Here is a 25,392-nt window from a genome sequence, read left to right on the forward strand (position 1 = left end):
TCCACGCCGCCAATGTGGAAGTGACCGGTCAGGGCACGCTGATCGCGGGCAATGACGTGGCCTTCCAGGCGGCACAGGATATCGTCAACAGCGGGGGCACGATTGCCGGGCGGCAGAGTGTGTCGCTGGCGGGCAATAACGTGCAGAACCTGGGTGGGCGTATCAGTGGCGGTGCGGTGGGTGTGGCGGCTGCACAGGACATCAACAATATCGGCGGCACCATCGATGCGCGTAATACGCTGGTGGCAAGTGCGGGTCGCGACATCAACAGCGCTTCCACCACGGTAGCAACGGCTAATGCGGTCACCAGTGGCACCAACATCAACCAGAGCGCATCGATGTCGGTCTCCGAGACCAATGGTTCGTTCACCGCAGTAGCAGGGAGGGACATCAACCTCAAGGCCAGCAGCACCTCTGCGGACAACGTGACCTTGGTTGCGCAACGTGACGTGAACCTGTCCACGGTGCACGAAACGTCCCAAGAAAAAATCACCTGGGACAACGACAACCGCGCCGAAGTCAACCGTGACAACGCCATCGGCAGCACGGTACAGGGCAAGCAGATCAGCGTCACGGCGGGCCGCGACATCAACGCACAGGCAGCCTACGTCAACGCCGAAGGCTCGTTGTCTGCAACGGCGGTCAACAACATCAACATCGGCACCGATGTAAGTACCGCTAGTGCGCGAGACCAGCACAAGAAGAGCGACAGCGGCGGCATGCTGGCCACGCGCACGGTGACTACCGATGACAGCAGCAGCCAGGCGATCAATCAGGGGACGACCTTCTCGGGCAATACGGTAGCGGTGCGCGCCGGTAATGACATCAATATCAAGGGCAGCAATGTTGTTTCCACGGAAGGCACCGGCCTTGCCGCCGGTAACAACGTCAACATCGTTGCTGCCGTGGATAACAAAACGCAGAACAGTTTCCGGAAGGAGACTACGAGCGGTGTGATGGGTACAGGCTTCGGTGTGACCATAGGCACCCGTGAGCAAAGCCATGACGGGAAGACGCAGGGGCAGACCGCCTCTGCTTCTACGGTGGGCAGCACGGATGGGAACGTGAGCATCGTGGCGGGTAATCGCTACACGCAGGTAGGCAGCGATGTAGCAGCGCCTAAGGGAGACATCGACATTGCGGCCAAGTCCGAGGAAATAAAAGCCCCGGAATTCCGGGGCTTCAGATTGATGACAAAGCCCTGGCGAGAGCCAAGGCTTTGTTGTTTAATCGGTCATGCTCAAAAAACCGACAGCCGCCCAGCACGAGTTAGAGATGGTGACCATCGAGATGCTCGTGCCCAAGGACCACCTGCTGCGCAAGATCGACGCGGCGGTGGATTTCGAGTTCATCCGCGAGAAGGTGGCGCATCTGTATTGCGCCGACAATGGCCGCCCGGCACTGGACCCGGTGGTACTCTTCAAGCTCTTGTTCATCGGCTACCTCTTCGGTATCCGCAGCGAGCGCCAGCTCATCCGCGAGGTCCAGGTCAACGTGGCCTATCGCTGGTTTGCCGGATTCCGTCTGACCGACAAGGTGCCGGACTCCTCCACCTTCTCCCAGAACCGGCGCCGCCGCTTCATTGATACCACCGTCTATCAAGACATCTTCGACGAGATCGTGCGCCAGGCCATTGGACGCGGCATGGTCGATGGCCGTGTGCTCTACAGCGACAGCACCCACCTCAAGGCCAACGCCAACAAGAACAAGTTCGACTACGTTCAAGTTACCCAGACCCCCTCGGCCTATCTGGCCGAACTGGATGCGGCTGTGGATATCGACCGTGCCGAGCATGGCAAGAAGCCGCTCAAGCGCGACGATGATGATGAGCCGCCCACCAAAGAAATCAAGGTCAGTCGCACCGATCCCGAGAGCGGCTACATGGTGCGCGACGACAAGCCCAAGGGCTTCTTCTACCTGGATCACCGCACCGTCGATGCCAAGCATTGCATCATTACCGATACCCATGTCACGCCCGCCTCAGTCCATGACAGTCAACCTTATCTGGCACGCCTGGATCGTCAGCGCCAGACGTTCGGATTTGATGTACAGGCCGTTGGCCTGGATGCTGGCTATTTCACACCGGCCGTCTGCCAGGGACTGGAGAATCGCGAGATCAGCGGCGTGATGGGCTACCGCACACCCAACCACAAGCCGGGGACATTCTTTAAACGGGCGTATGAGTACGATGCCTACCGTGACGAATACATCTGCCCGCAGGGCCAGTCCTTGCACTACAGCACCACCAATCGGCAGGGGTATCGGGAATACAAATCCAAGCCTGAACAATGCCGGGGCTGCAAGGTACGCGAGCAATGCACCAATAGCGCCAATGCGGTCAAGGTGGTGACGCGCCATGTGTGGGAGCGTTCCAAGGAGAAGGTGGATGATCGGCGTCGTACCGAATGGGGCAAGCGCATCTATGCCCGACGCAAGGAAACGGTAGAACGCAGCTTCGCCGACGCCAAGCAATTGCACGGACATCGCTATGCCCGCATGCGCGGCTTGCGCAAGGTCGCCGAGCAGTGCTTGTTGGCGGCGGCGGCCCAGAACATGAAGAAGATTGCCCTGCTGGTGGCGCGCTTGCGCGCGCTTTTACCGGGCTTGAACGCCTATGCCAGCGTACAAAAGTGGCTACAGAGAAAAATGAGCGCATTGCTTGGCTTCTGCGCCATCGACCATCTGCAAATTACCTGCGCCTGAAAAACAAAACCCCGTGTTCGAAAACACGGGGTTCGTCATCAACCTGAAGCCCCGGAATTCCGGGGCTTTTATTTGGTGAAGAGTAGGACGCTTGTCAGTGGAAGATATTAAACAAAATCCCCACGGTCCGAGCAGCAATTGCTCAGCGTTTTTTTGCAATGACCGTTGGAAACATGCGGCTACGGTCGTCGTCAAAGACGATATCGGTAAAACCCGCCTCTTCAAGTTGGGCCCGAGTTTGCGCATGCGTGCGAAACGCGTTCCATTTGGCTTCGATGATACGCACGAACAGCAAGTGCTGTAATTGTAGCGCTTGCGGTTCGATCTCATTCATGTTCCATGGTGACTGCGTAGACAGCGTTGGCGGCGGCGTAAGGAAACTGGTTACTAGCGTCCCGCCCGGCTTCAGTGCGCGAAAGAAGGCGCGATACAACATGATCACACGGTTATCGTCCGTTTCATAGATGTTGAGGCCATTACTGGTCAGCACATCAAATTCGGCTTCTGCTCCCGCACTCCAAGCATCTTCGCAGCGCAGCGTCAGATGCTTGGATAAACCTTGTTGCTGGGCAAGCGCCTGAGCGCCTTTCAGCGCCTGCGCATCGAGATCGATGCCGACCAGTGAGATGTCAGGATTGGGGCCATAGTCAAGCAATAGTAATTCTCCCATCCAGCCGCAGGGTATCGACGCCAGCACTTGGCCGTGCTGCACCAGCGCCTGGAGATGGCGGCGGAAGATGCCGTAGCGTTCGCGGGTAGCTTGGGCGGCCGGTAGTTTCTCGAACGTCCAGCGTTCGAGTCCCCGCATATTAGTGTGTTGAACGGACTCTGGAGAATAGGTGACCAGTTGGTGAGTCCAATATGCGTTGAGGCCGCGATTCTTGAGCAGGAAGCGGCCCAGTTCAAAGCGCGACAGTTCTTCCAATAATTCAATCTGGTACCCTACGTCGCCGTGCGGTAAATCGCCGGCGTTACGCAATCGCGTTCTGGTGCTTTGCAAGATTTCGCCTAGGTCGTCCGAGGCGTCGGGTGTATGGGAAATCAGGGCCGGAGTCGGGGAGTGTGCTGCCGTCATTTTTTATCCTGTCGAAGGGAGGGGCGGGGGCATTGTTTCTTGAAGCGATAACCGTACTTAAATTCCACTAGATAGTAAAGATAGATACTTTGCAAGGATGGCATTCAAAAGTTGGCTGCGCTGAAGCAGACGCTCTAAGCTGGCCAGCCTCAAGGTAACGGTAACCTGATCCTTCATTCTGACAGTGGATCCCAATACGTCGGGATTCGCTATAGTGAACGTCTAGCGGAGACGGGCATTGTGCCATCGGTTGGCAGCCGTGGCGACAGCTACGATAGCGCCTTGGCCGAAACCATCATTGATTGCTCGAATCCATCGGCTATACCTTTCCGGCAGAAGTTGAGGAAAGCTACTATAGCTGGTTCGCCAGCAATACCGCAGTATCGGCATAACTTAAACCAAATAGCCTCCGCGAAAGTCGGCGCAGTTCATACGGATATCGAGATGAGGAGTACTTCTTCCTCAAATTCAAAGCCGCGTTCCCCGGAAATATGCGATGAACCGAAAAATTGCCTTTGATAATACAAACAGAAGAACGCTCCGAGGCGAAGAGATCAGCGTATACGCTGGCCGTGACATCAACGCTCAGGCACCTTACGTCACCCCCGAAGGCTCGTTGTCCGCAGCGGTGTCAACAACATCAGCATCGGCACCGATGTCAGCACTGACCACCTGTCCGTCCGCCGTCTCGATTGCCGCTAAAACCCAACCACGCAGGAGACACCCCATGCCCCTCCCAGAAACCCCCTTCCAGCACCTCGACCCTCGCTTTAGCCGACTGGTCATCAACACCGCCCAGCTCGATCGCCTCTACCAGGGCTGCCGCTGGGCCGAAGGCCCGGTATGGCTGCCCGCCACCCAGGAACTGATCTGGAGCGATATCCCCAACAACCGCCTGATGCGCTGGTCCGAAGGCGCCGGGGCGGGGGTGTTCCGCCAGCCGTCCCACTTCAACAACGGCAATACCCTGGACCGCGAAGGCCGCATCGTCGCTTGCCTGCATGGGAGCCGCTCCGTCGTGCGCACCGAGCACGATGGCAGCATCACAACGCTGGCCTCGCACTGGCAGGGCAAGCGCCTCAATTCGCCCAATGACGTGGTGGTCAAGTCCGATGGCTCGATCTGGTTCACCGATCCGGACTACGGTATCAACAGCGACTACGAAGGCTACAAGGCCGACAGCGAGATCGGTGCCTGCAACGTCTATCGCATCGATGGCGCGAGCGGACAAATCAGCGTAGTCAGCAGTGCGCTCGAACGCCCCAACGGTCTGGCGTTCTCCCTCGATGAAAGCCGGCTCTACATCGCCGACACCGGCCTCACGCACCGCGCAGGCGGGCCGCATCACATCCGTGTGTTCGATGTGGTGGATGGCATCACCCTCCAGGGCGGGGAAGTGTTTGCCACTATCGACCCAGGCCTGGCCGACGGTTTCCGGCTGGATGACCAGGGCAACATCTGGACCTCGGCCGGCGATGGCGTGCATTGCTATGCGCCCGATGGCACGCTGCTGGGGAAGATCCTCGTGCCGGAAGTGGTCTCCAATGTGGTCTTTGGCGGGCCGCGCAGAAATCGTCTCTTCATCACGGCCACGACCTCGCTCTACGCGGTCTACCTGGCCGTCAATGGGGCCGTGCGCCCCTGAACGCTTCCGCTCAGGTCAGGGCAGCCGGCGCGGGTCGGCTGGCGATGGCGCGCGGCGCGGACTCCGCAGCGCCACCGCCAGGCCGGCCACAATCGCTGCCGCCCCCGCCATCATCGATACCGAGAGCGCCTCGCCCAGTAACCAGGCCGAGGCCAGCACGCCAAACATGGGCGAGAGCGCATTGAGCATCAGCGCCTTCACGCCCAGCCGCGCAACCACCCAGTTGAACAAGGCCACACTCACGATGCTCACCAGCACGCCGTGATAGGCGCTCTGTACCAGCAGGGCGGAGAGGGGCTTGCTGAAGGTCTGTACTCCGAGCCACGGCAACGCCAGCAGCATGCAGGCCAGCGAGAGTACCTGCGTCAGTGCCACCGCATCGAGCGGGGCAATCTTCCAGGTGCGATTGAGCACCAGGTAGCTCGACCACATCAGTGCCGACAGCACGAACAGCAGGTCGCCGCGCCACGCTCCGTTTGGCGCTACGCCGCCGCTGGCGAGCAGGCCGTTCAGGCCCACCAGTGCCAGGCCCGCCAGCAACAGCATCACGCCCCACGGCGAGATGCGTTCGCGCTGCCCCAGTGCGAAGCGGCTGATGGCCATGCCGAACAGGGGCGTCAGCGCAGGATGGATCAGCGCGCCATGCGAGGCCGGTGCATAGTTGACTCCGGCCACCAGCACCAGGCTGAACAAGGGGCCGGACAGCAGAAACAGCACCAGCCCGCGCCGCCAGCCTACGCCGCATGCACTGAGTACGCCACGGCGCCAGGCAAAGGGCAGGATCAGCAAGCCGCTGGTGAGAAAGCGCATCAGCGTGGCGTCCAGTGGCGTGAGCCCTTGTTGGAAGCCGTAGCGCGAGATCACGGGCTGGATGCCCCAGATCAGCGCGACCAGGATGCCGGAGAGGATGGGTGGGTTCATTGCGGAACAGGTCAGTCAAAGCCCGTACGGTAGAGCAGGGTGGCTTGGCTGTCTTTCGATGGTTGGTCAACAATGTTTGAATATACGCCAGGGTGATTGCATGGCTGCGTTTTGACGGACTTTCGATGCTCGAGCCATAATCCACGGATTCACGCCAACCGAGGTCATCGCATGCGCAAGCCTTCGTCTCGTTCTCCGCTGCCCATCGACCGGGTGGATGGCATCGCCCGGCCGGTGGTGGCGGCCGGGGCCGATTATGCGAGCGGTTCGCTGCAGCCGTGGCACAGCCACCGCAGGGCGCAGCTGCTGTTTGGACTCGGCGGGCTGATGCAGGTGGTCACGCAAGACGGGGCCTGGGTGGTGCCGCCGCAGCACGCGGTATGGATTCCGTCCGGGCGCGAACATCAGAGCCGCATGCTCTTGCCGGTGACCACCTTCAGCGCCTTCGTCGAGCCGGAATCTGCGCCGCGCGCAGCGCGCACCTGCCAGGTGCTGGAGGTGCATCCGCTGCTGCGTGAACTGCTCATCGAGGCCACTCGCATCGATCCGCACTACGCCGCGCACAGCCGCGAAGAAACGCTGATGCATCTGTTGCTCCACGAGATCGGGCGCGCCCGCGAGATCCCCGTGCATGTGCCCTTGCCGCAGGAAGACAAACTGGGCGAGCTCTGCCGCAACTTCATGCGTGCTCCTACGATCCGCTCTCGGCCGGCTGAGTGGGCCGGGCAACTGCACATGAGCGAACGCAGCTTCAACCGCAAATTCCTGGCGCAGACGGGCATGGGTTTCCAGCAATGGCGCCTGCGCGCGTGCATCGTCAATGCCATCTCGCGGCTGGCGCTAGGGCACTCCGTGACGGCCATTGCCTATGACCTGGGCTACGAACGGCCAGCGGCGTTCTCGACGATGTTCAAAAAGATGACAGGGCAGGTCCCTTCCACCCATCCGGCGGCGCTTGGGGCGATGCACTCCGGTCGCTGAGCCGCATTATTGGCAATTTTCTTCATGTTTGGGCTCACTCTGGTGTAAATTAGACCGACATCGTACAAGAGGCCGAACACAGGCCTGGCGATGTCATTCGCAGTGCTGGCGCGTCGGGCGGGAGCCGGGCGGTCAGCAGGGGCTGCGAAGGTAACCACAACTAGACCACGTTGCACTTGGGAGGCTTCACCATGTCTTTTCTGCAAACGCTGCGCGTTTCTGCGCGGCTTGCTCTGCTGTCTGCACTTTTCTTGCTGGCCATGCTGGTGATGGTCAGCTGGAGCATTCTGAGTCTGCGCAGCATCAGCGCCCAGGAGCGCCAGATGTACCAGGAACGGCTGGCGCCGATGCAAACGCTCAATACGGCCGCGCTGGCCATGGCGATTCACTTCAGACGCGGGTATTCCTATATTTATCCGAACGCAGGCGACCCCAATTCGCGGGCCGCTACACGCACCTTCAATCAGAAAGCGGAGGCGCAGATCCAGGAAGCCTTCGACTATCTGCAGCACGCAGACAAGACCCCCGAACTGGAGCCGCTGGTGGCAGCCTTGAACCAGGCCTGGCCGGTCTATCGGCAATCTTTCCAGAGTCTCATGGAGAAGGCTGATCAGGGCGACGTCGCCGGTGCGCTGGCCGAGTTGCAGAAAAATACCGATCCTGCCCACGTCAAGCTGCGCGACGTGTTCCTCAAGATCGTCAAGCAGTACGACCAGGCCGTGCAGGAGCACATCGACCGGTCGGCGGCCAGCGTCGAGCGCACCGCCTGGATGCTGGTGGCGCTGCTGGGTGCGATGGTAGTGCTGGGCCTGGCCTTCAGTGCGTTGGTCCAGCGTTCCATCACCCGCCAGCTGGGCGGCGAACCGCTGTACGCGAGGGAAGTGGCGCAGACGATTGCGCAAGGTGACCTGGCCAGTCCGGTGCGCTTGCGCAGCGGCGACCAGCACAGCCTGCTGGCGGCCATGGAAGGGATGCGACTGCGCCTGTCACATCTGGTGCAGGAGGTCTACAAGAGCTGCCACGCCATCGATACCGGTGCAGCCGAGATCGCGGACGGCAACCTGAACCTGAGCCAGCGCACCGAGGAGCAGGCCTCCAACCTGGAAGAGACCGCCGCGTCCATGGAAGAGCTGACCGGTTCGGTCCGGAACAATTCGCAGACCGTGAGCGAGGCCGTCAAACGCGCTGAATCCGTCAGCCAGGCCGCCAGCCACGGCGGTGAAGCGGTCTCGGGGGTGGTGGCGCTGATGGGGGAGATCGCCTCCAGCTCGGAACGCATCAAGGAAATCATCGTGGTGATCGATGGCATCGCCTTCCAGACCAATATCCTGGCCCTCAATGCGGCGGTGGAGGCCGCGCGTGCGGGCGAGCAGGGACGTGGCTTTGCGGTGGTGGCCACCGAGGTACGCAGCCTGGCCCAGCGTTCGGCCCAGGCCGCGCGCGAAATCAAGACCCTCATCGAGGAGAGCGTAGCCAAGGCCGATAGCGGCTATGCCAAGGTGCAGGAGGCTTCGCAGGCGATTGGCGGCGTCGTCACGCAGGTGCGTCAGGTGGCGGCGCTGGTGGGCGAGATCGGTGTATCGACCCAGGAGCAGAGCCAGGGCATCGCCCAGGTCGGTACCGCCGTCGAGCAGCTCGATAACGTGACCCAGCAGAACGCTGCGTTGGTAGAGGAGTCGGCGGCCGCAGCCGAGAGCCTGAGCGCCCAGGCCAGCAAGCTGGTCACGCTGATGCAGGCCTTCAGGCTGCCTGCCGATGCCGGGGAAGCGGTGGCTGTGGCGCCTGCATCGGCCGGGGTACGCAGACCGGCCACGCTGTCGCTGGCCTGACAGCGGACGTAAAAAAGGCCGGAGCAATCTGCTCCGGCCAACCATTCTGCGAGGGAAGCAGAAGAGACTATTGCAGGATCAGGCCTCCGCCAGGCGCGGCGTGCGCATCTCGCCGGTCGCGGACAGGTAGCGCGCCACCGACAGGTCTTCATGGGCGATGGCGGGGCGGCGGCCGGAGATCAGGTCGGCCAGCAACTGGCCCGAGCCGCAGGACATGGTCCAGCCCAGCGTGCCGTGGCCGGTGTTGATGTACAGGTTGGAGACTGGCGTGGCGCCCACCACCGGCGTGCCGTCCGGGGTCATGGGGCGCAGGCCGGTCCAGAAGCTGGCCTCTCTGGTATCGCCCGCGCCGGGGAAGAGGTCGTTGACCACCATCTCCAGCGTGGCGCGGCGCTTGGCCTTCAAGGCCGTGTCATAGCCGACGATCTCGGCCATGCCGCCCACGCGGATGCGGTCGTCGAAGCGGGTCACGGCGATCTTGTAGGTTTCGTCGAGGATGGTCGAGACCGGCGCGGCCGAGGCATCGGTGATGGGCACGGTGATCGAATAACCCTTGAGCGGATAGACCGGAATGGCCGGCAGGCCCGGCACGTCGCGCAGCAGTTGCGGCGAGTAGGAGCCCAGGGCGACCACGTAGCTGTCGGCCTGTACCAGTTCCTTGCCGCAGACCACGCCGGCGATCTTGCCGCCGGCCATGGTGAGGGCGTCGATGGAGACGTCATAGCGGAATTTCACCCCCAGTTGCGCGGCCATTTCGGCCAGGCGCGTGGTGAAGAGCTGGCAATCGCCGGTTTCATCGTTGGGCAGGCGCAGGCCGCCGGTCAGCTTGCCGCGCACTTTCTCCAGCGCCGGTTCGGCACCGCCCAGTTGTTCCGGGGTGAGCAGTTCGAAAGGCACACCGGCTTCCTGCAGCACGGCGATGTCCTTGGCGGCGCCATCGAGTTGTTCTTGCGAACGGAACAGTTGCAGCGTGCCTTGCTGGCGGCCTTCATAGGGGATGCCGACGTCGGCACGCAGGTCGCGCAGGCAGTCGCGGCTGTATTCGGCCAGGCGCACCATGCGTTCCTTGTTGACGGCGTAGCTCCGGGCATTGCAGTTGCGCAGCATCTGCCACATCCAGCGCAGTTGATTGAGCGTGCCGTCGGGGCGGATGGCCAGCGGGGCGTGCTCCTGGAACATCCACTTGATCGCCTTGAGCGGAATGCCGGGGGCAGCCCACGGTGAAGCGTAGCCGGGGGAGATCTGGCCGGCATTGCCGAACGAGGTCTCCAGCGCGGGGCCGGGCTGGCGGTCCAGTACGGTCACCTCGTGGCCGGCCCTGGCCAGATACCAGGCGCTGGTGACCCCGATGACACCGCTTCCAAGAATGACGACGCGCATGCTGAACTCCCCGTGTTGATGATGCCGCTGCAAAAGGCTGTTGGATTAGAAGATTCAGCTATCATATTGGCGAATAAGTAGTGTTTGTTCGCGTATTTATTGGTGATTTCATGAAAATTTCATGAAAATCGCGCTGAAACGGGAAAATTTCATGAGAACTCAGCAACAGTCCATCCGTACCCTCGACAAGCTCGATCACCGCATCCTGGCGGTGCTGCAAAAGGATGGCCGCATCTCCATGAAGGAGCTGGGCGAGCAGGTCGGCCTGTCGGTCACACCCTGCATCGAACGGGTCAGGCGCATGGAGCGCGATGGCGTGATCAGCGGCTATTACGCGCGCGTCAATCCAGAGTCATTGGGGGCGACCTTGCTGGTGTTCGTGGAAATCACGCTCAATCACAAGTCCGGCAACATGTTCGAGCAGTTCCGCCGCGAGGTGTTGCGCATTCCCGAAGTGCAGGAATGCCACCTGGTGTCGGGCGACTTCGATTACCTCATCAAGGCGCGCATCCGCGGCATGGCCGAATACCGCAAGCTGCTGGGCGATATCCTGTTGCAGCTGCCGGGCGCGGCGCAGTCCAAGAGCTATGTGGTGATGGAAGAGATCAAGGAAACCCTGGCCTTGCCGCTGGATGACTGAGCGATCCCGTGATCGCGCGCAAGAGGAGGGCAGATAAACGATCAGAGGTGGCAAGTGCGTTTGACCGCGCTGATTGACGGGCACTGTACTTGAATCCGGCGGGGCTTCCTGTGCATTCCGGTGGCCGCTGGCGTGGCCTAGACTTGCTCTACACTGGACTCCACTCCATCCTGAGACATCATGCCTTCCAAACCAAGAATCGAGCAATACAATCAACCCGCAGGCGGCTGGGGCGCGCTGAAATACGTCGCGCTGAACCTGGTCAAGGAACACGTGGCCGACGGCCGTGGCCTGCGTACCCTGTTGTCGCAGAACCAGCCCGACGGCTTTGATTGTCCCGGTTGCGCATGGCCGGACCGCGAGCATACCTCCACCTTCGAATTCTGCGAAAACGGCGTCAAGGCCGTGGCCGCAGAAGCCACCAAGAAGCGCGTCACCCCCGAGTTCTTCGAGCAGCACACCGTCACCGAGCTGATGCAGCAATCGGATTACGAACTGGAAGAACACGGCCGCCTGACCCATCCCATGGTCTACGACGCCGCCACCGACAAGTACAAGAAGATCGAATGGGCCGCCGCCTTCGAACTGATGGCCAAGCACCTGAACGCCTTGCCCGATCCGGACATGGCGGACTTCTATGTCTCCGGGCGCGCCAGCAATGAAGCCGCTTTCCTGTTCCAGCTGTTCGTGCGTCAGTACGGCACCAACAATTTCCCCGACTGCTCCAACATGTGCCACGAGCCCACCAGCGTGGGCTTGCCGGGCACCGTCGGTATCGGCAAGGGCACGGTGCTGCTGGAAGACTTCGATCATTGCGACACGCTGCTGCTGTTCGGCCAGAACCCGGCCACCAATCACCCGCGCATGATGGGCGAACTGCGCCACGCGGCCAAGCGCGGTGCCACCATCGTCGCCATCAATCCATTGAAGGAGCGCGGCCTTGAACGCTTTGCCGATCCGCAGAGCAAGGTCGAGATGCTGACCATGGGCAGCACCCGCATCAGTTCCATGTTCATCCACCCCACGCTGGGCGGTGACCTGGCGCTGATCAAGGGCGTCATCAAGCGCACCATCGAACTGGATGACGCGGCCAAGGTGGCCGGCACCGAGCGCGTGATCGACGTCAAGTTCATCGAGGAACATACCGCCGGCTTCGAGGAATTCGCCGCCCAGGCACGGGCGGAAAGCTGGGACGACATCATCGCCGAGTCCGGTGTCTCGCGTGAGGACATCGAGAAGCTGGCCCAGGTCTACGTCAAGGGCAAGGCCGTCATCGCCACCTGGGGCATGGGTCTGACCCAGCACAAGCACGCAGTGGCCACCATCCAGCTGCTGTCGAACATGATGATGCTGCGCGGGAACATCGGCCGCAAGGGCGCGGGCCTGTGCCCGGTGCGCGGCCACTCCAACGTGCAGGGCGACCGCACCGTGGGCATCGATGAAAAGCCGACGCCGGCCTTCCTGGATCGCCTGGAACAGGTGTTCGGCTTCAAGGCCCCGCGCCATCACGGCAACGACACCGTGGGTTCGGTCATGGCCATGCTGGAAGGCCGCACCAAGGTCTTCATCGGACTGGGCGGCAACTTCGCCATGGCCACGCCCGATACGCCGCGCACCTTCGAGGCCATGCGCTCGTGCAACCTGACGGTACACATCACCACCAAGCTCAACCGCAGCCACCTGGTGCATGGCAAGGATGCGCTGATCCTGCCGACCATGGGCCGCACCGAGATCGACCTGCAGAAGTCCGGCCCGCAAGGCGTGACGGTGGAAGATTCGATGAGCATGGTGCACGTCTCCTACGGCATCAACAAGCCGGCTTCCGAGCACCTGATGTCGGAGACGGCCATCGTCGCGCACCTGGCCGAAGCCACCATGAAGTCGCGCAACAATGGTCCGAAGATCGACTGGCTGTGGTACGCCGAAGATTACTCGCGCATCCGCGACGCCATCGAGAAGGTGTATGACGCCTTCAAGGGCTACAACGAACGCATCGCCAATCCGGGGGGCTTCCATCTCGGCGTGGCCTCGCGCGACCGCGTGTGGAAGACCGCCAGCGGCAAGGCCAATTTCATCGTCCATGAGATTCCCAAGGACACGCCCATCCATCGTGCCCGCGCGATTCATGGCGAGAAGCTGCTGACCTTGATGACTACCCGTTCGCACGACCAGTACAACACCACCATCTATGGCATGGACGACCGTTATCGCGGTGTGTTCGGCCAGCGCCGGGTGGTCTTCATCAACCCGGCGGACCTGCAGATGCTGGGTTTGAAGGATGGTGAATGGGTCGACATCACCAGCGTCTGGGATGACGGCGTGGAGCGCCGGGCCGAAGGTTTCCTGCTGGTGGAATATGACATTCCGCGCGGTTGTATCGGCAGTTACTATCCCGAGACCAATCCGCTGGTGCCGCTGGAAAGCTTTGCCGACAAGGCGCGCACGCCGACTTCCAAATCCATTCCGGTGCTGCTGTCGCGTTCGGCGGTGCAGCGTTCGGCAGCGTGATGGAGGTGGACATGAGCGTGATCGAAATGTCCGCCCAGCCGGATGCCGGGCTGCAGGCCCGCGCGCAGCAGATGGGCGTGCCGCCTGAAGTGCTGCTGATCGTGGAAACCCTGCAGGCGGATGCCGAAGAGAAGGAGGGCGGGGCGCTGTCGCTGGCGCGCTTGTCCAAGCGCACGCAATTGCGCATGAGTACCTTGCGGCGGTTTTTGTCGGCGCTGGAAGAGGCTGGTGTGGTGAAGGTCGAGATGAATGAGGATGGGACCGGGAGCGTGAGCTTGCTGGTGTCGCCTCAGTAAGCATTGCTGACGGAGCGCCTTCGATACGGCGCTATCGCCCCTGCTCAGTCCGAACGGGTTTCTTGTTTTCGGCTACATCCATACAACCGTTCGAACTGAGCAGGGGCGATAGCGCCGTGTCGAAGCCAGTCCTGAGCTTGTCGAAGGGAAACGCCAGCGCAAATCAGTGCGAACGGGCTTTTTGTTTTCGGCTGCATCCATGCAACCGTTCGGACTGAGTAGGCGCGACAGCGCCGTATCGAAGACACGCCAAAGCAAGCTCACCCCGCCAGTTCTTCCACCAGTTTCCCCACCAGCTTCAAGGCCTGCTCAGTCTCCTTCGACCAGGCATAGCTGTAATTCAAGCGGATGAAATGGCTGTACCGATTGGTCGCCGCAAAGATGCGCCCCGGCGCCACCGTGATCCCCAGCGCCAGGCTGCGGCGATACAACTCCATCGCATCAACCCGATGCGGCAATTCCACCCACAGCACATACCCGCCCTGCGGCTCGGACACCTGCGTGCCGGCCGGGAAGAAGCGCAGCACGAAGTGCCGCATCATGTCGCGCTGCTGGGCGAAGGCGCGACGCACGCGTCGCAGGTGGCGTTCGTAGCCGCCTTGCGTGAGGTATTCCGCAATGGCGCGTTGGGGTGCGGTGGGCGTGGCCAGCGTGTTGAGGAACTTGAGTTTTTCCACCTGCGCCCGATAGCGCCCCGGCATGGCCCAGCCGATGCGGTGTGCTGAGGTCAGGCTCTTGGAGAAGGACGAGCAGTGCAGCACCAGGCCCTCGCCGTCATAGTTCTTCAGCGATGAGGGGTGGGCATTGCCGTAATACAGTTCGCTATAGACGGCGTTCTCGATCACCGGCATCTGGTGTTGCCCGGCCAGGCGCACCAGTCTTTCCTTTTCGCTGTCAGGCATCTGGAAACCCAGCGGATTCTGGAAGTTGGGCATCACCATGCAGGCCGCCACCGGCTGCGTCTTCATCCGTTCTTCCAGTACCCCCACGTCGATGCCGCGCTGCGGATCGGTCGGGATTTCCAGCGCCCGCATGCCCAGACGTTCGATGGCGTGCAGCATGGCGTAGAAGGTCGGTGTCTCCACCGCGATGGTGTCGCCCGGACGGGCCACGGCCTGCAGGCAGAGATTGATGGCTTCGGTGGCGCCGACGGTGACGACGATTTCTTCGGGATCGACCTTGAGGCCGTTTTCGAGATAACGCCGGGCGATCTGGCGCAGCAGGTCCGGGTGGCCCGGCGGCAGATCGTCGAACACGCTGGACTGGCTGGCATGCCGCGCGATGCGGCCGGCGTATTGCGCCAGCCGGTGCGAGGGGAACAGCGCCGGATTGGGATAGGGCGAACCGAGCGGCACGGTGCCGTCCTGCTGGATGGTCTTGAGCGTGGCCAGCACCAGGCGACTGACGTCGACCTCGGTCGATTCCTGCCAGGCCGGATGGTCGGCCCGGGAGGGCGGTTTCACCACGGGGCGTGCAATGGCGTCGGGCTGCTCGCGTACGAAGTAGCCGGATTGCGGCTGGCTTTCGATGATGCCGCGGCTTTCCAGCAGTTCGTAGGCGCGTACCACGGTGGTGACGCTGACCTTGTGCTGCTGGCTGGCGATGCGCACCGAGGCGATGCGCTCGCCCGGGCGCAGTACGCCGTCGCGGATGGAGGCCGCGAGCTGGTCGGCAAATTGTTTGTAAAGAGGCGTGACGGCCATGGAGCAGGTTCGTGGTGGATGTTAGAGTTATCGCCTCGCATTTTACAAGGACCGTGCCATGATCACCGTGCATCACCTGAACAACTCCCGTTCCCAGCGCGTACTGTGGCTGCTGGAGGAGCTGGGCCTGGCCTACGAGATCAGGTTCTACCAGCGCGACCCTAAGACCATGCTGGCCCCGCCGGAGCTGCTGAAGGTGCATCCGCTGGGCAAATCCCCGGTCATCACCGATGGCGATCTGACGATTGCGGAATCGGGCAACATCGTCGAATACCTGCTGGAGCGCTACGGTGCAGACAGCGGCCTGCTGCCGGCCGCCGGCACCCCCGAGCGCCTGCGCTACCGCTACTGGCTGCACTTCGCCGAGGGCTCGGCCATGCCCTGGCTGTTGCTGGGGCTGATCTTCAGCAAGATGCCCAAGGCGGTGCCGGTGCTGATCCGGCCGATTGCCAACCTGCTGGCCGACGGCATGCGCAGCCGCCTGGTGGCGCCGCAGATCGAGCGCCAGATGCGCTACATGGAAGAGGAGCTGGGCAAGGATGGCTGGTTCGCCGGCAAGACCCTGAGCGGTGCGGACATCCAGATGAGTTTCGTGGTGGAAGGCATGCGGGCGCGGGGCGGACTGGATGGCCGCTTTCCCAACCTGCTCAAGTTCCTCGAAGCCATCCACGCGCGACCGGCTTACCAGCGGGCGCTGGAAAAGGGCGGACCTTACGCGCTGTTGCGCTGAATCACGCTCGCGCATTGTAGTGCTGACGGCATCTCATTCCACTGCGGTGGGACGGGATGCCGTTTTTGTATCGTCATGTATCGCAAAGTAAAAGTGCTTGCAACGGCTGGCGATGTGCGCCTCAGTCCAGATATAATTGAGAACTATTATTATTTGGTGCGAGGGCGCTGATCCTCGCTCGCTCACGATCCCGCCGCCGTTCCATGAAGCCCGCTGCCGCTCCTTCCCTGCCTGCCGTTCCGGACCAGAAACGCCGGGCCTTCTGGCTCAAGCATCTGCATCAGTGGCACTGGATCAGTTCGGGCATCTGCCTTGTGGCCATGCTGGTCTTCGCTGCTACCGGCCTGACGCTGAACCACGCCGCCCAGATCGAGGCCAGGCCGCAGGTCACGCACCGCACCGGCACGCTGCCGGCCGCCTTGCTGGCGCCGCTGCGCCAGCAGGCCGCAGCCTCTGAGTCCAAGGGTGGCAGCAAGGCGCCGCTGCCGACGGCCGTGCGCGACTGGATCAGCCGCGATCTGGCGGTGACGGTGGACCAGCAGAGCGCCGAGTGGTCGGCCGATGAAGTCTATGTGGCGCTGCCGCGTCCGGGTGGGGATGCCTGGCTGCGGGTGGCGCTGGAGGATGGCCAGGTCGAATACGAAAAGACCGACCGCGGCTGGATTTCCTACTTCAACGATCTGCACAAGGGTCGCAATACGGGCGCGGCCTGGAGCTGGTTTATCGACGTCTTTGCGGTGGCCTGCCTGGTGTTCTGCATCACCGGTCTGTTCCTGTTGCAGATGCATGCCGGCAAGCGCCCGGCGACCTGGCCGCTGGTGGCGCTGGGGCTGGTGGCGCCGTTGCTGCTGGCCCTGATCTTCATTCACTGAATTCGTCGTTTCCCTCAGCCAGACAAGCCTTTGCGGCTTGCAGCCAGTCATCCTGTTTTTTAGCGAGGTCCCATGAAGCGTAGCAAGTCTGCCCTGTTGAAACCGACTGCCCTGGCCCTGGCCATGGCGGCGCTGTTTGCCTCGGCCGCCCCGGCGGGCGCGGCCGAGATGAACATCAAGATCGAGATCCCGACCCTGAACGTGGCCGAATACCACCGTCCCTACCTGGCCGCCTGGATCGAACGCGCCGACCAGAGCGTGGCCGCCAACCTGGCGGTTTGGTACGACGTGAAGAAAAAGGACAAGGAAGGCGAGAAGTGGTTGAAGGACATGCGCCAGTGGTGGCGTCGCAGCGGGCGTGAGCAGCAGATGCCCATCGATGGCGTCAGCGGTGCCACCCGCGCTCCTGGTGAACAAAAACTCAATTTCGGCGCGGGCAAGGGCCCCATCGCCAATCTGGCGCCGGGCGACTATGTGCTGATGGTGGAAGCCGCCCGTGAAGTCGGCGGCCGCGAGCTGGTCAAGGTGCCGTTCCAGTGGCCGCCCAGGTCGGCCCAGAGCGCCAAGGCGCAAGGCACCAGCGAGCTGGGTGCCGTGGCGCTGGAATTGAAGCCCTGAGCCGTCCCGAATCCACTTCAAGATCAACCAGAAAAAAGGAAGCTGCCATGTCGTTTTCCCTCAAGCATTTCGCTGCCCGCTCCATGAAGATCGCCGCGCTGGCCCTGGCCATCAGCCTGCCTCTGTCGGCCCACGCCCACCGCCAGTGGCTGCTGCCCTCGGCCACCGTGCTCTCCGGCAATGATCCCTGGGTCACGGTGGATGCGGCCGTGTCCAATGACCTGTTCTACTTCGAACACTTCCCGCTGCGCCTGGAGGGCCTGGTCGTGACCGGCCCCGACGGCAAGCCGGTGCAGGCCGTCAACGCCGCCACCGGCAAGTACCGCAGCACCTTCGACGTGCAGTTGAGCCAGCCCGGCACCTACAAGATCGCCGTGGTCAACAATGGCGTCTTCGCCAGCTACAAGGTGGATGGCCAGCAAAAACGCTGGCGCGGCACCGCCGAGACCCTGGCCAAGGAAGTCCCGGCCAATGCCACCGAACTGAAGGTGACCCAGGTGAACAGCCGCGTGGAAACCTTCGTCACTGCCGGCAAGCCGTCCAAGGCCGCACTGGCGCCCACCGGCGTGGGCCTGGAGTTGCAGCCCATCACCCATCCCACCGATCTGGTGGCGGGCGATACCGCCACCTTCCAGCTCCTGCTCGATGGCAAGCCGGCCCCGGAGTTGGAAGTGGAACTGGTGCCGGGCGGCATCCGCTATCGCGACAAGCTGCAGGACAGCAAGCTCAAGACCGATGCCGAGGGCAAATTCAGCGTGAAGTGGGCGGGCCCCGGCATGTACTGGATGGAAGCCACGGTCTCGGATAACAAGACCTCGCTGCCGCAGGCCAAAGAGCGCCGTGCGATGTACATCGCCACGTTCGAAGTGCTGCCCTGAGGCGCTTCTGCCTTGATTGAACCACGCTGATCGACCCCGATGGCGCCTGCAATGCAGGCGCCGTTTTCTTTGACGAAGATGCCGATGTCCCACCGCGTACTGATCCCCGTCGACCTGCAAGCCCCGCCCATATTGCCCGCTGGCGTCGTGGCGCACAGCCTGTCCGGCCGTACCATGGGCACGACCTGGAGCGTGCAGGCGCTGGCCGCGCGCAGCGTGGCGCAAGAGACCATCGCCGCCGCGGTCGAGGCGCAATTGCAGCGGGTCATCGATGAGATGAGCACCTGGGAGCCCGGCTCGCACATCAGCCGTTTCAACCGCGCGCCCGCAGGCAGCTGGCATGCATTGCCGGAGGGTTTCTTCACCGTGCTGGATGCGGCCCTGACGATGGCCGTCGATAGCGAAGCTGCCTTCGATCCGACCGTGGGCCCGCTGGTGGACCTGTGGGGATTCGGGGCCGGCAGCGTGCAGCAGGGTGCCTTCCGCCCGCCCGATGCGGCGCTGCTGGAGGCCACGCGCCAGCGCTGCGGCTGGCAGCGCATCGTGCTCGATCGCACGCAGCGCAAGGTGCAGCAGGCAGGGGGCGTGCATCTGGATTTTTCCGGGATCGCCAAAGGATACGCGGTGGATCGGGTGGCGCAGGCGCTGCGGGAGTGCGGCTGCGTGAGCTGGCTGGCCGAGGTCGGCGGCGAGTTGTCCGGTCAGGGCGTCAAGACCGATGGCCAGCCCTGGTGGGTGGCGCTGGAACGCCCGCCCCAGGATGACAGCCCAGGCATGGTCGTGGCCTTGCACGGCCTGGCGATTGCCACCTCGGGCGACTATCGCCGCTATGTCGATCATGATGGTCACCGCTATGCCCACACCATCGATCCCCGTACCGGTACACCTGTGCGCACTGCACCGGCCTCTGTCACGGTACTGCACCGGCAATGCATGGTGGCCGATGCCCTGGCCACGGTGCTCACTGTACTGGGCGAGGAGGCCGGACTGTCCTTTGCCCGTGAGCGCGGGATTGCCGCTCTTTTCATCACCCGCGAAGCCGATGGCTTCCGCGAGAGCCTCACCCCGGCCCTGGCCGCCATGCTGGAGTGAGCGGCATGATGCAGACCCGTTACCTGATGGCCGCGCTGGTGGCGCTGACTTACCTGGTGTTCTGCGTGATGACGGCGCTGCGATACCGCCGTGCGCAGCAGCGCCAGCAAACCGCCTGGGGAACTGTACCGGTCACTGGCCCGGATACTGCACTGGTCGTCTTTGCCAGCCAGACCGGTACAGCTGAGCGACTGGCCTGGCAGACCGCGCAAAGTTTGCGTGCAGGTGGCCTGGAGGTGCGCGTCCTGCCGGCCGGACAGTTGAGCGATACCGATCTGGCAGCTACCCGGCTGGCCCTCTTTGTGGCCAGCACCACCGGCGAAGGCGATGCCCCCGACGATGCCGCCGCACTGGCCCGGCGCCTGGGCGACAGCGCAGGGACGGCGCTGCCGGCGCTGCGCTTTGGCGTGCTGGCGCTGGGCGACCGCAGCTATCAACAGTACTGCGCCTTCGGCCATGCACTGCACGCGTGGTTGTGCCGCCGTCATGCGCAGCCGCTGTTCGATGCCATCGAGGTCGACAACGGTGATGAAGGCGCGCTGCGCCACTGGCAGCATCAACTCGGTGTCTTGAGCGGCCACAGCGATGAGGCCGACTGGAGTGCGCCGGCCTATGGCCGCTGGCGCCTGGAAGAGCGCCGCGTGCTCAATCCGGGCAGCGTGGGCGAGCCGGTCTTCCATGTGCGCCTCACGCCCCTGGATCTGCCTGCACCTGACTGGCAGGCCGGGGATATCGCCGAGATCGGCCCGCACAATAGTGCGGCGGCCGTCGATGCCTTCCTGCAGGCCATTGGCCGCCAGGATGAGACTCTGCGCAGCGCATTGGTCACCCGGATGTTGCCGCAAGCGGCCGACACCCTGATGCAACTGCGCACGCTGCCGGACGCCGAACTGCTGGCGGCCTTGCCGGCACTGCCACATCGCGCCTATTCGATTGCCTCGCTGCCCGCGGATGGCGCGCTGGAACTGATGGTGCGCCTGATGCACCTGCCCGATGGGCGCGCCGGGCTGGGTTCCGGCTGGCTGGGTTTGCATGCGCAGCCGGGGCAGGAGATTGCCCTGCGGGTGCGCAGCAACAGCAGTTTCCACGGTCCTGCCGATGACCGTGCGCTGATCCTGATCGGCAACGGCACCGGCCTGGCCGGATTGCGCGCGCATCTGCGCCAGCGCGTGGCGGCCGGGCAGCGGCGCAACTGGCTGCTGTTTGGCGAACGTTCGCGCCAGTACGATTTCTTCCACCAGCAGGAGCTGGAAGAGTGGCAGGCGCAGGGCTGGCTGCAACGGCTGGATCTGGCCTTCTCGCGCGATCAGGAGCGCCGCATCTACGTGCAGGACAAGCTGGTCGAAGCCGCCGATACCGTGCGGCAATGGGTGGAGGAGGGCGCCAGCCTCTACGTCTGCGGCAGCCTGCAGGGCATGGCCGGTGGCGTGGCCCGGGCGCTGCAGGACATCCTCGGCGAAGACGTCCTGCAGGCGCTGGCCGGGCAAGGGCGTTACCGGCGCGACGTGTATTGACGCCGTGACCGCGATTTCTGCGGGCTTGATCTCATGCGGGGCCGCCCACAGGCGCCAGGCTTCATGCGGCCCGCGATTGACGTGAATTTGCTTTTTCTCCCCGTTGCGCGAGAGAATGTCACGTCAAATCAATGAGATAAGAACAACATGAGCATATTCACCAGTCTGCTGCTGATCCTGCTCCTGGTCGTGGTCAGCGCCTTTCTTTCCTGCGCCGAGATTTCCATCGCCGCCTCCCGGAAGATCCGTCTTGAAATGATGTCCAAGGAGGGCGTACACAACGCCGACCGGGTGCTGTCGTTGCAAGCCCAGCCGGGCAACTTCTTCACCGTGGTGCAAATCGGCCTCAATGCCGTGGCCATCCTCGGTGGCGTGGTGGGCGAGCCGGCCCTGACGCCGCACATGCGCGAGATCGTCAGCACCGTCTACACCGGACCGATGCTGGAAAACATCAGTTTCGCCTTGTCCTTCCTTGCGGTGACGGCTTTCTTCATCCTCTTTGCCGACCTCATGCCCAAGCGCCTGGCCATGGCCGCACCCGAGCGTGCGGCCGTGGTGCTGGTCAAGCCCATGCTGCTGCTGGAAACCCTGTTCAAGCCGCTGGTGTGGTTCTTCAACAGTCTGTCGAAGTCGATCTTCACGCTGTTCGGCTTGCCACAGGTGCGCCAGGACGTGATCACGCCCAACGAGATCCACGCCATCGTCGATGCCGGTGCCCAGGCCGGCGTGCTGCTCACGCAGGAGCATCACCTGATCGAAAACGTGTTCGAGCTGGAAAGCCGCTACGTGCCGTCGGCCATGACGCCACGGGACAGCATCGTCTATTTCCTGCTGACCGACAGCGAAGACACGATCCGCCAGAAGATCATCGACCATCCGCATTCGCGCTTCCTGGTCTGCGATGGGCACATCGATGCGGTGCTGGGCTACATCGACAGCAAGGATGTGTTGAAGCGCCTGCTCAAGGGTGAACAATTTTCCCTGGCCGACAAGGGGCTGGTGCATACGCCGCTGTCCATCCCCGATTCCCTGAACCTGTGGGAAGTGCTGGAACGCATGAAGGCCATGGATGAAGACCTGGCCATCGTGGTCAATGAATATGCGCTGGTGGTGGGCATCATCAGCATCACCGACGTGACCGGCGTGCTGATGGGCAATCTGCTGGCCATCACCGAGGAAGAGCAGCAGATCGTGCGGCGCGATGAGAATTCCTGGCTCATGGATGGCCTGACGCCCTTGAACGATGTGATGAACGAACTGGACATCGAGGAATATCCCAATCCGGTCGGCTATGAAACCTTGTCGGGCTTCATCATGTACATGCTGCGCAAGATTCCGAAGAAGACCGATTTCGTGCTCTTCTCGGATTTCAAGTTCGAGGTGGTGGACATCGAGGGCAACCGCATCAACCAGTTGCTGGTGACGCGCTTCAAGCAGGACAACAAGCAGGACAACAAGCAGGACAAGCCAGAAAAATCCGACAGGAGCGTGCAATCCGGCAAAACGGAATAGCAGTCAATACAACTTCATCTTGATTTTTCAGACTTTTCCTATCCTCACGGGCCGTCTAAATCCGGATACTCCCGCACAGTCGCTTGCTTGAAAGACTGGTACTCGGGGAAAGCAGGCGGCTGTTCCAACCGTAGTAAGTAGCAAAGGTAGTCGTGGGCTGGCCCGTATTCGCAAGGATGCGGGCCTTTTTATTGGCCTTGTGCGGCGCCGTTTTCCGTTGCTTCGCCAGGCCGCCAGCAGCCTTCGCCGCATTGCAGTACAGTCGGATCTGTCATGAATGAAGTGGAAGACCGAATTGGGAAAAGACGTCAAGAGCCCCTGTGTATCCCTCTGCAAGCTCAAGCACGAAATCTGTACCGGCTGCGGCCGCACCCGGGATGAAATCAAGGACTGGAAATCCATGAAGCGCAAGCAGCAGCTCCACACCGTGGAGCTGGCCGCCCGGCGCATGAAGGCGATGAAGAAGTAGGGCGGCTCAGCTGCGGGCGCCGTGATTGCGTTCGGAAATCTGGGCGTTCAGGGTCCAGAGAAACTTCCCATCCAGCGGCGATCTGTCTGCCAAAGGCTTCATATCGTTGCACCGATCCGACGGCTTGCCCGCAAGAAAAGGCCAACTGGGTTAAACTCTGCAACTTCAGGAGGCGCAAGAACCTCCCTGAAATTCCGCCACTGTCATCCGCCCTGTTGCCAATCGTGCGACCTTCGCTGCTCATTCCGCTCATTGTCGGCTGTGCGCTGTTCATGGAAAACATGGACGCCACCGTGCTGGCCACCTCGCTCCCCGCGCTGGCGCGCGACCTCAATCAAGACCCGATCACCCTGAAACTGGCCATGACCGCCTACGTCGCGGCGCTGGGCGTGTTCATCCCGATCTCGGGCTGGATGGCCGACAAGCTGGGCGCCCGCAAGGTCTTCAGCACGGCCATGATCGTCTTCATGACCGGCTCCATCCTCTGCGCCGTCTCCGGTTCGCTGGTGACCTTCGTGGCCGCGCGCTTCCTGCAGGGCATCGGCGGAGCCATGATGGTGCCGGTGGGACGCGTCATCATCGCCCGTTCGGTCGACAAATCCGAACTGGTCAAGGCGGTCAGCTATCTCACCTTGCCGGCGCTCCTGGGGCCGGTGGTCGGGCCGCTTTTGGGCGGATTCATCACGACTTACTTCCACTGGCGCTGGGTGTTCCTGATCAACATCCCGTTCTGTTTCCTGGGGTTGTACCTGGCCAAGCGCTTCATCCAGAACTTCAAGGAAGACGATCCGGCGCCGCTGGATGTGAAGGGTTTTGTACTCACCTCGGTGGGGGCGGCCATGATCATGCTGGGCCTGTCGCTGTTCGGCAGCCATCTGGTCGACGGCGCTACGCCGGTGGCCATGTGTTCCATCGGCGCCATTGCGCTGGTGATGTATTACCGCCATTCCACCCAGATCCCGTATCCGCTGCTGGACTTCCGCCTGCTGCGCATCCCCACCTTGCATGCCAGCGTGGTGGGCGGCTCGCTGTTTCGCATCGGCCTGGGTGCGGTGCCGTTCCTGTTGCCGCTGGCCCTGCAGGAAGGGCTGGGCATGACCGCCTTCCAGGCCGGCAGCATCACCTGTGCCTCGGCGTTCGGCTCGCTCTTCATCCGTCTGCTGGCCAGCCGGGTGCTGCGTCGCTATGGCTTCCGTACCGTGCTGATGGTCAATGCGGTGTTTGCCGGCATTGCGCTGGCGGCTTACGGCATCTTCAGCATGCATACGCCTTATCTGCTGATCGTCACCATCGTATTGATGGGCGGCGTGTTCCCGGCGCTGCAATTCACCTGCCTGAACTCGATCGCCTATGCCGACATCGACAGCCGCGACGCCGGCCGTGTCACCAGCCTGGCCAGCGTGATCCAGCAACTGTCGCTGGGCCTGGGCGTGACGGTGGCCGGGATCGTGCTGCAACTGTCGAACCACCTGCAGGGCCATGCCACCATCGTCGAAGCCGACTTCTGGCCGGCCTTCCTGGTCATCGGCCTGTTCTCGGTGGCCTCGGTGCCCATCAGCGGCAAGCTGCCGCGCAATGCGGGGCTGGAGCTGTCGCGCGGCAAATGAACGCGGGGCAGGATCGGGCTGGTCAGCGCCGTGTCACAAAAAATTCGCCGGTTCCTGAACAAGGGGCCGGCGATTTTTTTGCCCATCTTGCTCAACCCTCAAGCTCGGCCGGAACCCCCGTGGGGCAAGGGATAGCACCGATCCAGCGGTTTTCACGATGACCACTTTTGACAGCATATTGACTGCCGTTGGGAACTTTTAAAAGTGCTTCAGATCAGTAAGTTATCGATTTACATTGTTTCATTGCTGGACAGCATTAAGCGATTGCTCTAAACTATCGTTTGTCTTCGCGACATTACTTGTTCAACAACGACCCTTTAGCAGTGTCCGATCCGCAGAGTGCGGGTTGTCCAAATTTCCGGCTGGCAGCGCGAATGCTCTCCCGTTCTCCACGGTGACCCGTTCCCATCCCTGTCCGG

Annotated in this window: 20 protein-coding genes and 2 pseudogenes; 18 read left to right on the forward strand and 4 right to left on the reverse strand. The window is 62.4% G+C overall.

What is annotated here, in order from left to right; translation table 11 throughout:
• Nucleotides 1-719 precede the first annotated feature (719 nt).
• Nucleotides 720-1,130, forward strand: a pseudogene (locus AACH55_RS07850) (hemagglutinin repeat-containing protein); the annotation flags it as partial.
• Between the two features lie 106 nt (nucleotides 1,131-1,236).
• On the forward strand, nucleotides 1,237-2,703 hold the full coding sequence (locus tag AACH55_RS07855) for an IS1182 family transposase (RefSeq protein WP_338718889.1): 1,467 nt from the start codon (nucleotides 1,237-1,239) through the stop codon (nucleotides 2,701-2,703).
• A 142-nt stretch (nucleotides 2,704-2,845) separates the two neighbouring features.
• On the opposite strand, the gene AACH55_RS07860 is transcribed toward AACH55_RS07855, so the two are convergent.
• Nucleotides 2,846-3,778, reverse strand: a complete 933-nt coding sequence (locus AACH55_RS07860; protein WP_338718890.1) for a methyltransferase domain-containing protein — start codon at nucleotides 3,776-3,778, stop codon at nucleotides 2,846-2,848.
• Between the two features lie 111 nt (nucleotides 3,779-3,889).
• Between AACH55_RS07860 and AACH55_RS07865 the strand changes: the two are divergent.
• Nucleotides 3,890-4,170: pseudogene (locus AACH55_RS07865) on the forward strand (IS3 family transposase); the annotation flags it as partial.
• 335 nt (nucleotides 4,171-4,505) lie between these two features.
• On the forward strand, nucleotides 4,506-5,423 hold the full coding sequence (locus tag AACH55_RS07870) for an SMP-30/gluconolactonase/LRE family protein (RefSeq protein ID WP_338718891.1): 918 nt from the start codon (nucleotides 4,506-4,508) through the stop codon (nucleotides 5,421-5,423).
• A 15-nt stretch (nucleotides 5,424-5,438) separates the two neighbouring features.
• On the opposite strand, the gene AACH55_RS07875 is transcribed toward AACH55_RS07870, so the two are convergent.
• A complete protein-coding gene (locus tag AACH55_RS07875) occupies nucleotides 5,439-6,344 on the reverse strand; it encodes a DMT family transporter (protein WP_338718892.1) in 906 nt (301 codons plus the stop codon).
• Between the two features lie 171 nt (nucleotides 6,345-6,515).
• On the opposite strand from AACH55_RS07875, the gene AACH55_RS07880 reads away from it, so the two are divergent.
• Nucleotides 6,516-7,325 (forward strand): helix-turn-helix transcriptional regulator, encoded by an 810-nt coding sequence (locus AACH55_RS07880; protein WP_338718893.1) that lies wholly within the window; start codon nucleotides 6,516-6,518, stop codon nucleotides 7,323-7,325.
• Between the two features lie 191 nt (nucleotides 7,326-7,516).
• Nucleotides 7,517-9,154 carry a methyl-accepting chemotaxis protein gene (locus AACH55_RS07885; protein ID WP_338718894.1) on the forward strand — a complete coding sequence of 546 codons (1,638 nt, stop codon included), beginning with the start codon at nucleotides 7,517-7,519 and terminating at the stop codon, nucleotides 9,152-9,154.
• A gap of 78 nt (nucleotides 9,155-9,232) precedes the next feature.
• Here the strand turns inward: AACH55_RS07885 and AACH55_RS07890 are convergent, their stop codons facing one another.
• Entirely contained in the window at nucleotides 9,233-10,534 is a 1,302-nt protein-coding gene (locus AACH55_RS07890) for a D-amino acid dehydrogenase (protein ID WP_338718895.1), read from the reverse strand.
• Nucleotides 10,535-10,685: 151 nt separating this feature from the next.
• On the opposite strand from AACH55_RS07890, the gene AACH55_RS07895 reads away from it, so the two are divergent.
• The 3 genes from AACH55_RS07895 (at nucleotide 10,686) to AACH55_RS07905 (ending at nucleotide 13,978) form a co-directional block, all read left to right on the forward strand.
• The gene (locus AACH55_RS07895; RefSeq protein ID WP_026051927.1) at nucleotides 10,686-11,174 is read left to right on the forward strand and encodes an Lrp/AsnC ligand binding domain-containing protein; all 489 of its coding nucleotides are present in this window, start codon (nucleotides 10,686-10,688) and stop codon (nucleotides 11,172-11,174) included.
• Nucleotides 11,175-11,354: 180 nt separating this feature from the next.
• Entirely contained in the window at nucleotides 11,355-13,682 is a 2,328-nt protein-coding gene (locus tag AACH55_RS07900) for an FdhF/YdeP family oxidoreductase (protein ID WP_338718896.1), read from the forward strand.
• Nucleotides 13,683-13,693: 11 nt separating this feature from the next.
• Complete coding sequence (locus AACH55_RS07905; RefSeq protein WP_338718897.1) at nucleotides 13,694-13,978, forward strand: helix-turn-helix domain-containing protein; 285 nt, start codon at nucleotides 13,694-13,696, stop codon at nucleotides 13,976-13,978.
• A 260-nt stretch (nucleotides 13,979-14,238) separates the two neighbouring features.
• On the opposite strand, the gene AACH55_RS07910 is transcribed toward AACH55_RS07905, so the two are convergent.
• Entirely contained in the window at nucleotides 14,239-15,681 is a 1,443-nt protein-coding gene (locus AACH55_RS07910; protein WP_338718898.1) for a PLP-dependent aminotransferase family protein, read from the reverse strand.
• A gap of 58 nt (nucleotides 15,682-15,739) precedes the next feature.
• Here AACH55_RS07910 and AACH55_RS07915 point away from each other — a divergent pair, with 58 nt between their 5' ends.
• The 9 genes from AACH55_RS07915 (at nucleotide 15,740) to AACH55_RS07955 (ending at nucleotide 24,973) form a co-directional block, all read left to right on the forward strand.
• A complete protein-coding gene (locus AACH55_RS07915; protein ID WP_338718899.1) occupies nucleotides 15,740-16,411 on the forward strand; it encodes a glutathione S-transferase in 672 nt (223 codons plus the stop codon).
• Nucleotides 16,412-16,581: 170 nt separating this feature from the next.
• Nucleotides 16,582-17,283, forward strand: a complete 702-nt coding sequence (locus AACH55_RS07920; protein ID WP_338720222.1) for a PepSY-associated TM helix domain-containing protein — start codon at nucleotides 16,582-16,584, stop codon at nucleotides 17,281-17,283.
• A gap of 72 nt (nucleotides 17,284-17,355) precedes the next feature.
• Nucleotides 17,356-17,901: a DUF2271 domain-containing protein gene (locus tag AACH55_RS07925; RefSeq protein WP_338718900.1), complete on the forward strand. Its 546-nt coding sequence runs from the start codon at nucleotides 17,356-17,358 to the stop codon at nucleotides 17,899-17,901.
• Nucleotides 17,902-17,948: 47 nt separating this feature from the next.
• Nucleotides 17,949-18,779 (forward strand): DUF4198 domain-containing protein, encoded by an 831-nt coding sequence (locus AACH55_RS07930; RefSeq protein WP_338718901.1) that lies wholly within the window; start codon nucleotides 17,949-17,951, stop codon nucleotides 18,777-18,779.
• 84 nt (nucleotides 18,780-18,863) lie between these two features.
• Nucleotides 18,864-19,871, forward strand: coding sequence for an FAD:protein FMN transferase (locus AACH55_RS07935; protein ID WP_338718902.1), 1,008 nt, complete (start codon nucleotides 18,864-18,866; stop codon nucleotides 19,869-19,871).
• Between the two features lie 5 nt (nucleotides 19,872-19,876).
• Entirely contained in the window at nucleotides 19,877-21,385 is a 1,509-nt protein-coding gene (locus AACH55_RS07940) for a sulfite reductase subunit alpha (RefSeq protein ID WP_338718903.1), read from the forward strand.
• Nucleotides 21,386-21,532: 147 nt separating this feature from the next.
• Nucleotides 21,533-22,897, forward strand: a complete 1,365-nt coding sequence (locus AACH55_RS07945; RefSeq protein ID WP_338718904.1) for a hemolysin family protein — start codon at nucleotides 21,533-21,535, stop codon at nucleotides 22,895-22,897.
• A 277-nt stretch (nucleotides 22,898-23,174) separates the two neighbouring features.
• Nucleotides 23,175-23,366, forward strand: a complete 192-nt coding sequence (locus tag AACH55_RS07950) for a DUF1289 domain-containing protein (RefSeq protein WP_338718905.1) — start codon at nucleotides 23,175-23,177, stop codon at nucleotides 23,364-23,366.
• Between the two features lie 272 nt (nucleotides 23,367-23,638).
• Nucleotides 23,639-24,973 carry an MFS transporter gene (locus tag AACH55_RS07955; RefSeq protein ID WP_338718906.1) on the forward strand — a complete coding sequence of 445 codons (1,335 nt, stop codon included), beginning with the start codon at nucleotides 23,639-23,641 and terminating at the stop codon, nucleotides 24,971-24,973.
• Nucleotides 24,974-25,392 lie beyond the last annotated feature (419 nt).

The sequence above is a fragment of the Herbaspirillum sp. DW155 genome, from assembly GCF_037076565.1.
Taxonomy (GTDB): Bacteria; Pseudomonadota; Gammaproteobacteria; order Burkholderiales; family Burkholderiaceae_D; genus Herbaspirillum.

Excerpts from the sequence above, each read along its gene's own strand:
- AACH55_RS07855 (WP_338718889.1), top strand. The coding sequence starts at position 1,237 with ATGCTCAAAAAACCGACAGCCGCCCAGCACGAGTTAGAGATGGTGACC.
- AACH55_RS07860 (WP_338718890.1), bottom strand. The coding sequence starts at position 3,778 with ATGACGGCAGCACACTCCCCGACTCCGGCCCTGATTTCCCATACACCC.
- AACH55_RS07870 (WP_338718891.1), top strand. The coding sequence starts at position 4,506 with ATGCCCCTCCCAGAAACCCCCTTCCAGCACCTCGACCCTCGCTTTAGC.
- AACH55_RS07875 (WP_338718892.1), bottom strand. The coding sequence starts at position 6,344 with ATGAACCCACCCATCCTCTCCGGCATCCTGGTCGCGCTGATCTGGGGC.
- AACH55_RS07880 (WP_338718893.1), top strand. The coding sequence starts at position 6,516 with ATGCGCAAGCCTTCGTCTCGTTCTCCGCTGCCCATCGACCGGGTGGAT.
- AACH55_RS07885 (WP_338718894.1), top strand. The coding sequence starts at position 7,517 with ATGTCTTTTCTGCAAACGCTGCGCGTTTCTGCGCGGCTTGCTCTGCTG.
- AACH55_RS07890 (WP_338718895.1), bottom strand. The coding sequence starts at position 10,534 with ATGCGCGTCGTCATTCTTGGAAGCGGTGTCATCGGGGTCACCAGCGCC.
- AACH55_RS07895 (WP_026051927.1), top strand. The coding sequence starts at position 10,686 with ATGAGAACTCAGCAACAGTCCATCCGTACCCTCGACAAGCTCGATCAC.
- AACH55_RS07900 (WP_338718896.1), top strand. The coding sequence starts at position 11,355 with ATGCCTTCCAAACCAAGAATCGAGCAATACAATCAACCCGCAGGCGGC.
- AACH55_RS07905 (WP_338718897.1), top strand. The coding sequence starts at position 13,694 with ATGAGCGTGATCGAAATGTCCGCCCAGCCGGATGCCGGGCTGCAGGCC.
- AACH55_RS07910 (WP_338718898.1), bottom strand. The coding sequence starts at position 15,681 with ATGGCCGTCACGCCTCTTTACAAACAATTTGCCGACCAGCTCGCGGCC.
- AACH55_RS07915 (WP_338718899.1), top strand. The coding sequence starts at position 15,740 with ATGATCACCGTGCATCACCTGAACAACTCCCGTTCCCAGCGCGTACTG.
- AACH55_RS07925 (WP_338718900.1), top strand. The coding sequence starts at position 17,356 with ATGAAGCGTAGCAAGTCTGCCCTGTTGAAACCGACTGCCCTGGCCCTG.
- AACH55_RS07930 (WP_338718901.1), top strand. The coding sequence starts at position 17,949 with ATGTCGTTTTCCCTCAAGCATTTCGCTGCCCGCTCCATGAAGATCGCC.
- AACH55_RS07935 (WP_338718902.1), top strand. The coding sequence starts at position 18,864 with ATGTCCCACCGCGTACTGATCCCCGTCGACCTGCAAGCCCCGCCCATA.
- AACH55_RS07940 (WP_338718903.1), top strand. The coding sequence starts at position 19,877 with ATGATGCAGACCCGTTACCTGATGGCCGCGCTGGTGGCGCTGACTTAC.
- AACH55_RS07945 (WP_338718904.1), top strand. The coding sequence starts at position 21,533 with ATGAGCATATTCACCAGTCTGCTGCTGATCCTGCTCCTGGTCGTGGTC.
- AACH55_RS07950 (WP_338718905.1), top strand. The coding sequence starts at position 23,175 with ATGAAGTGGAAGACCGAATTGGGAAAAGACGTCAAGAGCCCCTGTGTA.
- AACH55_RS07955 (WP_338718906.1), top strand. The coding sequence starts at position 23,639 with ATGGAAAACATGGACGCCACCGTGCTGGCCACCTCGCTCCCCGCGCTG.